The sequence below is a fragment of the Arthrobacter sp. 2YAF22_2 genome (assembly GCF_052114645.1).
In the GTDB taxonomy this organism is placed as follows: Bacteria; Actinomycetota; Actinomycetes; order Actinomycetales; family Micrococcaceae; genus Arthrobacter.
In genome coordinates this window covers 1-5,158 of record NZ_JBFRFD010000262.1, presented here as the reverse complement: position 1 = coordinate 5,158, position 5,158 = coordinate 1, and the positions used below count along the sequence as shown (strand labels likewise).

The 5,158-nt window shown below is 69.4% G+C and carries 6 protein-coding genes; 2 read left to right on the top strand and 4 right to left on the bottom strand.

Annotation, left to right across the window (positions count from 1 at the left end; all coding sequences use genetic code 11):
- The 4 genes from AB4Y86_RS11655 to rimP all read right to left on the bottom strand — a co-directional run.
- On the bottom strand, positions 1–890 hold an 890-nt coding region (locus AB4Y86_RS11655; protein WP_441402389.1), incomplete at its 3' end, for a translation initiation factor IF-2 N-terminal domain-containing protein.
- A gap of 152 nt (positions 891–1,042) precedes the next feature.
- Positions 1,043–1,411 carry a YlxR family protein gene (locus AB4Y86_RS11650; protein ID WP_441402388.1) on the bottom strand — a complete coding sequence of 123 codons (369 nt, stop codon included), beginning with the start codon at positions 1,409–1,411 and terminating at the stop codon, positions 1,043–1,045.
- A 199-nt stretch (positions 1,412–1,610) separates the two neighbouring features.
- Positions 1,611–2,591 (bottom strand): transcription termination factor NusA, encoded by a 981-nt coding sequence (nusA, locus tag AB4Y86_RS11645; protein ID WP_441402387.1) that lies wholly within the window; start codon positions 2,589–2,591, stop codon positions 1,611–1,613.
- Positions 2,591–3,205 (bottom strand): ribosome maturation factor RimP, encoded by a 615-nt coding sequence (gene rimP, locus AB4Y86_RS11640; RefSeq protein WP_441402386.1) that lies wholly within the window; start codon positions 3,203–3,205, stop codon positions 2,591–2,593. Before rimP ends, nusA begins: the two co-directional genes overlap by 1 nt.
- 106 nt (positions 3,206–3,311) lie before the next feature.
- On the opposite strand from rimP, the gene AB4Y86_RS11635 reads away from it, so the two are divergent.
- Together AB4Y86_RS11635 and AB4Y86_RS11630 are read left to right on the top strand one after the other, a co-directional pair.
- On the top strand, positions 3,312–4,427 hold the full coding sequence (locus tag AB4Y86_RS11635; protein WP_441402385.1) for a DUF4439 domain-containing protein: 1,116 nt from the start codon (positions 3,312–3,314) through the stop codon (positions 4,425–4,427).
- A 78-nt stretch (positions 4,428–4,505) separates the two neighbouring features.
- Positions 4,506–5,158: VIT1/CCC1 transporter family protein (locus tag AB4Y86_RS11630; RefSeq protein ID WP_441402384.1), on the top strand; the 653-nt coding region annotated here is incomplete at its 3' end.

Genomic DNA, 5,158 nt, shown 5'->3' with positions numbered 1-5,158 from the left:
CCGGTGCCGGGAGCGCCGCCCGGGCGACCCGGACCACGGCCGCCGCCGCCGGGACGGCCTGCACCTGCGGGTGCCGGACGTTCGGTGCGGTTGGGCATCATGCCGGGAGTCGGACGGTTTCCGCCGGCTCCGGGACGGGCGCCGGGAGCGCCTGCCGGGCGGGGTCCGCCCGGACGTGCACCGGCGGCGCCGGCCGGACGCGGAGCGCCCGGACGGGGACCACCAGCGCCTGCTGCGGGACGGGGGCCGCCGGGGCGGTCGCCCTCGGTGCGGCTTCCGCCCGGGCGCGGCATGCCCTGGGAAGGAGCGAACGGGTTGTTACCCGGACGGGAGGTGCGTTCGTTGTCGCCACCGCGGCCGCGGGGCATGCCCTGGGACGTGGCGAACGGGTTGTTACCGGGACGGGGGCCGCCCGGACGCGGCGCAGAGCCGCCCTGGCGTGCCGGGGCAGCCGGGGCCTCGGCCTTGGGTGCCGGACGCGCGCCGGGCTTGGCGCCACCAGCGGCCGGAGCCTGCGCTGCCGGAGCCTGGGCTGCGGGTGCCGACGGCGCCTGGGCAGCCGGAGCGGCAACGGGGGCCGCCGCGGGTGCCTCGGCCGGAGCCGACGGAGCCGGAGCTTCAGTCTTGGGTTCGGCTGCCTTCGGCGCGGCCGGGGCCGGCGCGGGGGCCGGTCGGGACGCTGCGGGGCTTGCCTTGGGGGCTGAGGCGGGCGCTTCGGACTTCGGAGCGGCTGCCGCGGGGTAGGCGTTGCGCAGTTTCCGCACAACGGGGGCCTCAATGGTGGAAGAGGCGGAGCGAACGAATTCGCCCARTTCCTGCAGTTTGGTTACTGCATCTTTGGAAGTAATACCGAGCTCTTTAGCAAGCTCATGTACGCGGACCTTGGCCACATTTCTCCTGTCTCGGTCCGCACCGAGCCAGGCACGAACCGTCTACTTCTTACTGCGGACCTCCGCCGCGAGTGCAGCTGAAAGGTCCATTGCAGAGCGCAACAAAGTTGTCATCGTTGCGCACTCATCGCTGGGAACTCATCGGGTTTCCATCAGTTTTCTGACCCGCTTTCAGGTTGGACGGTTGTTGCCGCGGCCACCGGGGTGTCTGCAGCTCGCGTGCCTGCCACGATCCGGCGTTCGACGTCGGGAGTCAGGGCGGCGCCGCTGAGGGCGCGTCCGAACGCTCGACGTTTGACCGCCAGTGCCAGGCACTTTTCGCTGGGGTGCAGCCATGCTCCCCGGCCAGCCATCCGACGTCGTTCATCCAGCACCACAGCGGATGAACCGCTGGCGCCGGCGACAAGCCGGAGTAGCTCCGACCGCAGACCCTTCTTCCGACATCCGATGCAGGTGCGCTGCGGCTGATTCCCGAGGTGTTGCACTTCTGCCACTACGAGTATCTTCCTGCCAGTTCGCATCTGCCGGCCCCATGGCTTCCGGTCAAACACCCGGACGCGCTGAAGCACGAGGATACCGGCCGTTAGGCGCGGTCCTGTCTATTCTAGCCCCTTTTTCGGTGCCGCCGGGGGCTGCCGTCCGAAACCGGGCGAAGCGGTCCCGTTCGGGGCGTGGAGCCGGGACGCCGCCGGGCGGCGTCCCAGGGACCACTTTCCGCGATTACTTGTCGCGGGTTTCCGCGGCGTCGGAGACGATGTCGATCCGCCARCCRGTCAGCTTGGCGGCAAGGCGCGCGTTCTGGCCCTCCTTGCCGATCGCMAGGGACAGCTGGTARTCCGGYACCACGACGCGGGCGGACCGGGTGGCCTCGTCCGTGATGGTGACCGAATTCACGCGCGACGGCGAGAGGGCGCTGGCGATGAACGCGGCGGGTTCGTCGCTGTAGTCGACGATGTCGATCTTTTCGTCGTTCAGCTCCGTCATGACGGCGCGGACGCGGGAGCCCATTTCACCGATGCAGGCGCCCTTGGCGTTGACGCCGGGGATGTTCGCCTTGACCGCTATCTTGGTGCGGTGTCCGGCCTCGCGGGCCAGCGCCACGATCTCGACCGAGCGGTCGGCGATTTCCGGAACTTCGAGTTCGAAGAGCTTCCGGACCAGCCCCGGGTGGGACCGGGACAGTGTGATGGAGGGGCCTTTGGTGCCGCGGTGCACGTCGATCACGAACGCGCGGAGCCGGTTGCCGTGGGTGTACTTCTCACCGGGAACCTGCTCGGGCGGCGGCAGCAACGCCTCCACCGTGCCGAGGTTCACCTGGATCATGTGCGGGTTGTTGCCCTGCTGGATGGTGCCGGCCACGAGTTCACCCTCGCGGCCCTTGAACTGGCCCAGCACATTGTCGTCCTCGGCATCGCGGAGGCGCTGCAGGATGATCTGCCGCGCGGTGCTCGCCGCGATCCGGCCGAAGCCGGCCGGGGTGTCCTCGAATTCGCCGATGGGCGCGCCGTCGTCGTCGATCTCGGTCGCCCAGATGGTCACGTGGCCGCTCTTGCGGTCCAACTCCGCGCGGGCCTTCTCGAAGGCGCCGGGTGTCTTGTGGTAGGCCACCAGCAGTGCCTGCTCGATGGTCGGAATCAGGAGATCCAGCGGGATTTCGCGCTCACGCTCCAGGAGTCTCAGTGCGCTCATGTCAATATCCATTAGGCCTCCTCGGAAGGTCCATTGTCGTTCTCCAGGCCGGCCTCTTCGAGGCGGCTGAACTCTATCTCGACTTTTCCACTGCGGATCTTGTCGAAAGGAAGTTTGATGGGTTCGCCCTGCTTGGGCTTCATCCCCTTCTTGACGGCCAACTCCGGAACCAGGGTCACGCCGCCGTCGTCCACGGACTGGATGCGGCCGGTGACGTTGTCGTCCTGGATCACCTTGACCGTGACCAGCCGTCCGCGGGCGCGGTGCCAGTGCCGTTGCTCGGTCAGCGGCCGCCCCACGCCGGGCGAAGACACCTCGAGGTCGTAGGGGCGGGAGTCGATGCTCGGGTCGTTGTCCAGGACATCGGAGAGTGTCTTGGAAATCTCGGCGATGACGTCAAGGCTGACGCCCCCGGTTTCTTCCTGCGGCAGGTCCACCACAACGTGGACCACCCGGTTGGCGCCCGCTACGTGGATGGAAACATCTTCCAGGTACAACCGGTTCGCCAGGACTGCAGGCTCCAGCAGGGCGTGCAGGCGTTCGGCCTCCGGATTATGGGCGGGTACGGCTTCAGCCTTCCCCGTCCCGGTCCGGTCTGTCGAAGTCGTGGCTTCTGCGTTGGTCATGATGCCGCCCGCCTCCCGCTAGATGATGTTGTGCCTACTAGCCTAGCGATATTCCCGGCGCCATGGTGCACTCCAGTTCCCGACCGGCATGACAACATGGTCTGTTGTGAAAGACGACAGCGGGGAAGAACGACGGCGGCTCCGGCTCCCCCGGCACCTCCCCCGCATCGCCCTCCTCGTTTGCCTCGCTCTGGTGATGGTCAGCCTGGGAATGGTGTTCAGGCCCGGGAATCCGCCGGAACCACAGGAACCGCCGGCGTCCGAACGGGCTCGCGCCGCCGCACTGGCCGACGCGCTGCAATTGCGGAACGCCGGCGAGGAACTGGGAGCCGCCCGGGGGGCCGCGGCTGCGAACCCGGCGCAGGACGCACCGGCGGAGGTCTCCCGGACCGCCCTGACTCAGACTGTGAGTTTGCTGACAACCCACGCGCGGGCGCTGCTGCGGCCCGGCCAGGCTCAGGCGGCAGCACAGTCCACACCCTCCCTGCCGTCCGCTCCGACGACCGTCGCCGGCTTGGCTGCGTCCCTCGCCGGCAGCGGCCGGCAGCGCCTCGCCGACGCCGCCACTGCCGACGGGGGGATGGCCAGGCTGTTGGCTGCGGTCGGAACCGCCCAGTTGCTGCAGTCCAGCGCCCTCGCCGCCGCAGCCGGCGCCCCGGACCCGGCGGCTGGAGCGCCCGACCCGAGACCTGCCGCCGCCCACCCGGCCCCCGGATCGTGCCCCGCCGCGACCGCTTCGCCGTCGTCCGCCCCGGTCAACAACGGCGGGAAGGCTGCCGGAAATGCCGGGCTGCCGGGAGCCTTGGCGGCACTGATCAGCACCGAGCAGGAGACCATGTACGGCTACCAGGTGGCGTTGACCCGCTTGGACGGCGCAGCGGCCAAGTCGGCAGCGGAGCAGCTTGCACGCCACGAGACACTCCTCGCCGGCGCGGAATCCCTGAGCCGGTCGCAGTGCGCAGCGATCCCGCCGCCGGAGCCCGGCTACGCCCTGGATCCGGCGTTCCTGGCCTCCCCCGGGCCCGGCTTGGCGGCGCTGGAGGGCGCGTCGCTGCCCGCGTACGGCGACCTCGTGGCCCTCAGCGACGGCGACACCCGGCAGTGGGCCATCGCGGGGTTGCTCGGCGCCGCCCGCCGCGCCGCTCTCTGGGGGGCAAGTGCCGCCGCGTTGCCGGGCCTGGACGTGGACCCCGCGTCGTTCCCCACGCTGCCCGCCGGTTGACGCCTGGCCAAGGTCCGGCTTACCTTGCTTAGCCTTCCAATACTGGCCAGCAGTGGCGGCTGATGATTTGCTGTAGCCATGGAGATTAGCGGCGCAGCAGCCTTTCACGACAACGAGCCCCACCACGAAGACATTGCACAGCGGCTGAACTGGCTCCGCGCCGGCGTCCTGGGCGCGAATGACGGCATCGTCTCGGTCGCCGCCATTGTGGTCGGTGTCGCCGGTGTGACCACCGATTCGGGCCCGATCCTCATCGCCGGCGCTGCCGGCGTAGTCGGCGGCGCCATCTCGATGGCCCTGGGCGAGTACGTGTCCGTGAGCAGCCAGAAGGACAGCCAGCACGACTTGATCGAGAAAGAACGCCGCGAACTGGCCGAACAGCCCGAGGAGGAACTTGCCGAGCTGGCCGCTATCTACCAGGGGAAGGGCCTCAGCCCCGAAACCGCCCAGCAGGTGGCCACCGAGCTGACGGCGCACGATGCACTCGCTGCCCACCTGTCCGCCGAACTGCATATCGACGAGACCGACATCGTCAGCCCGTGGCACGCGGCGTTCGCCTCCGCCGTCGCCTTCCTGATCGGGGCCATCCTGCCGATGCTCGCCATCTTGCTGCCGCCGCAAAACATCCGCGTCCCGCTGACTTTCGCGGCGGTACTCATCGCGTTGGCGGCTACCGGAGCCATCGGTGCCTGGATCGGCGGCGGCTCGCAGATGAAGGCGGCCATCCGGGT

Coding starts and splice junctions, on each gene's coding strand:
- AB4Y86_RS11650 (WP_441402388.1), bottom strand. CDS start 1,411: ATGCGAACTGGCAGGAAGATACTCGTAGTGGCAGAAGTGCAACACCTC.
- rimP (WP_441402386.1), bottom strand. CDS start 3,205: ATGACCAACGCAGAAGCCACGACTTCGACAGACCGGACCGGGACGGGG.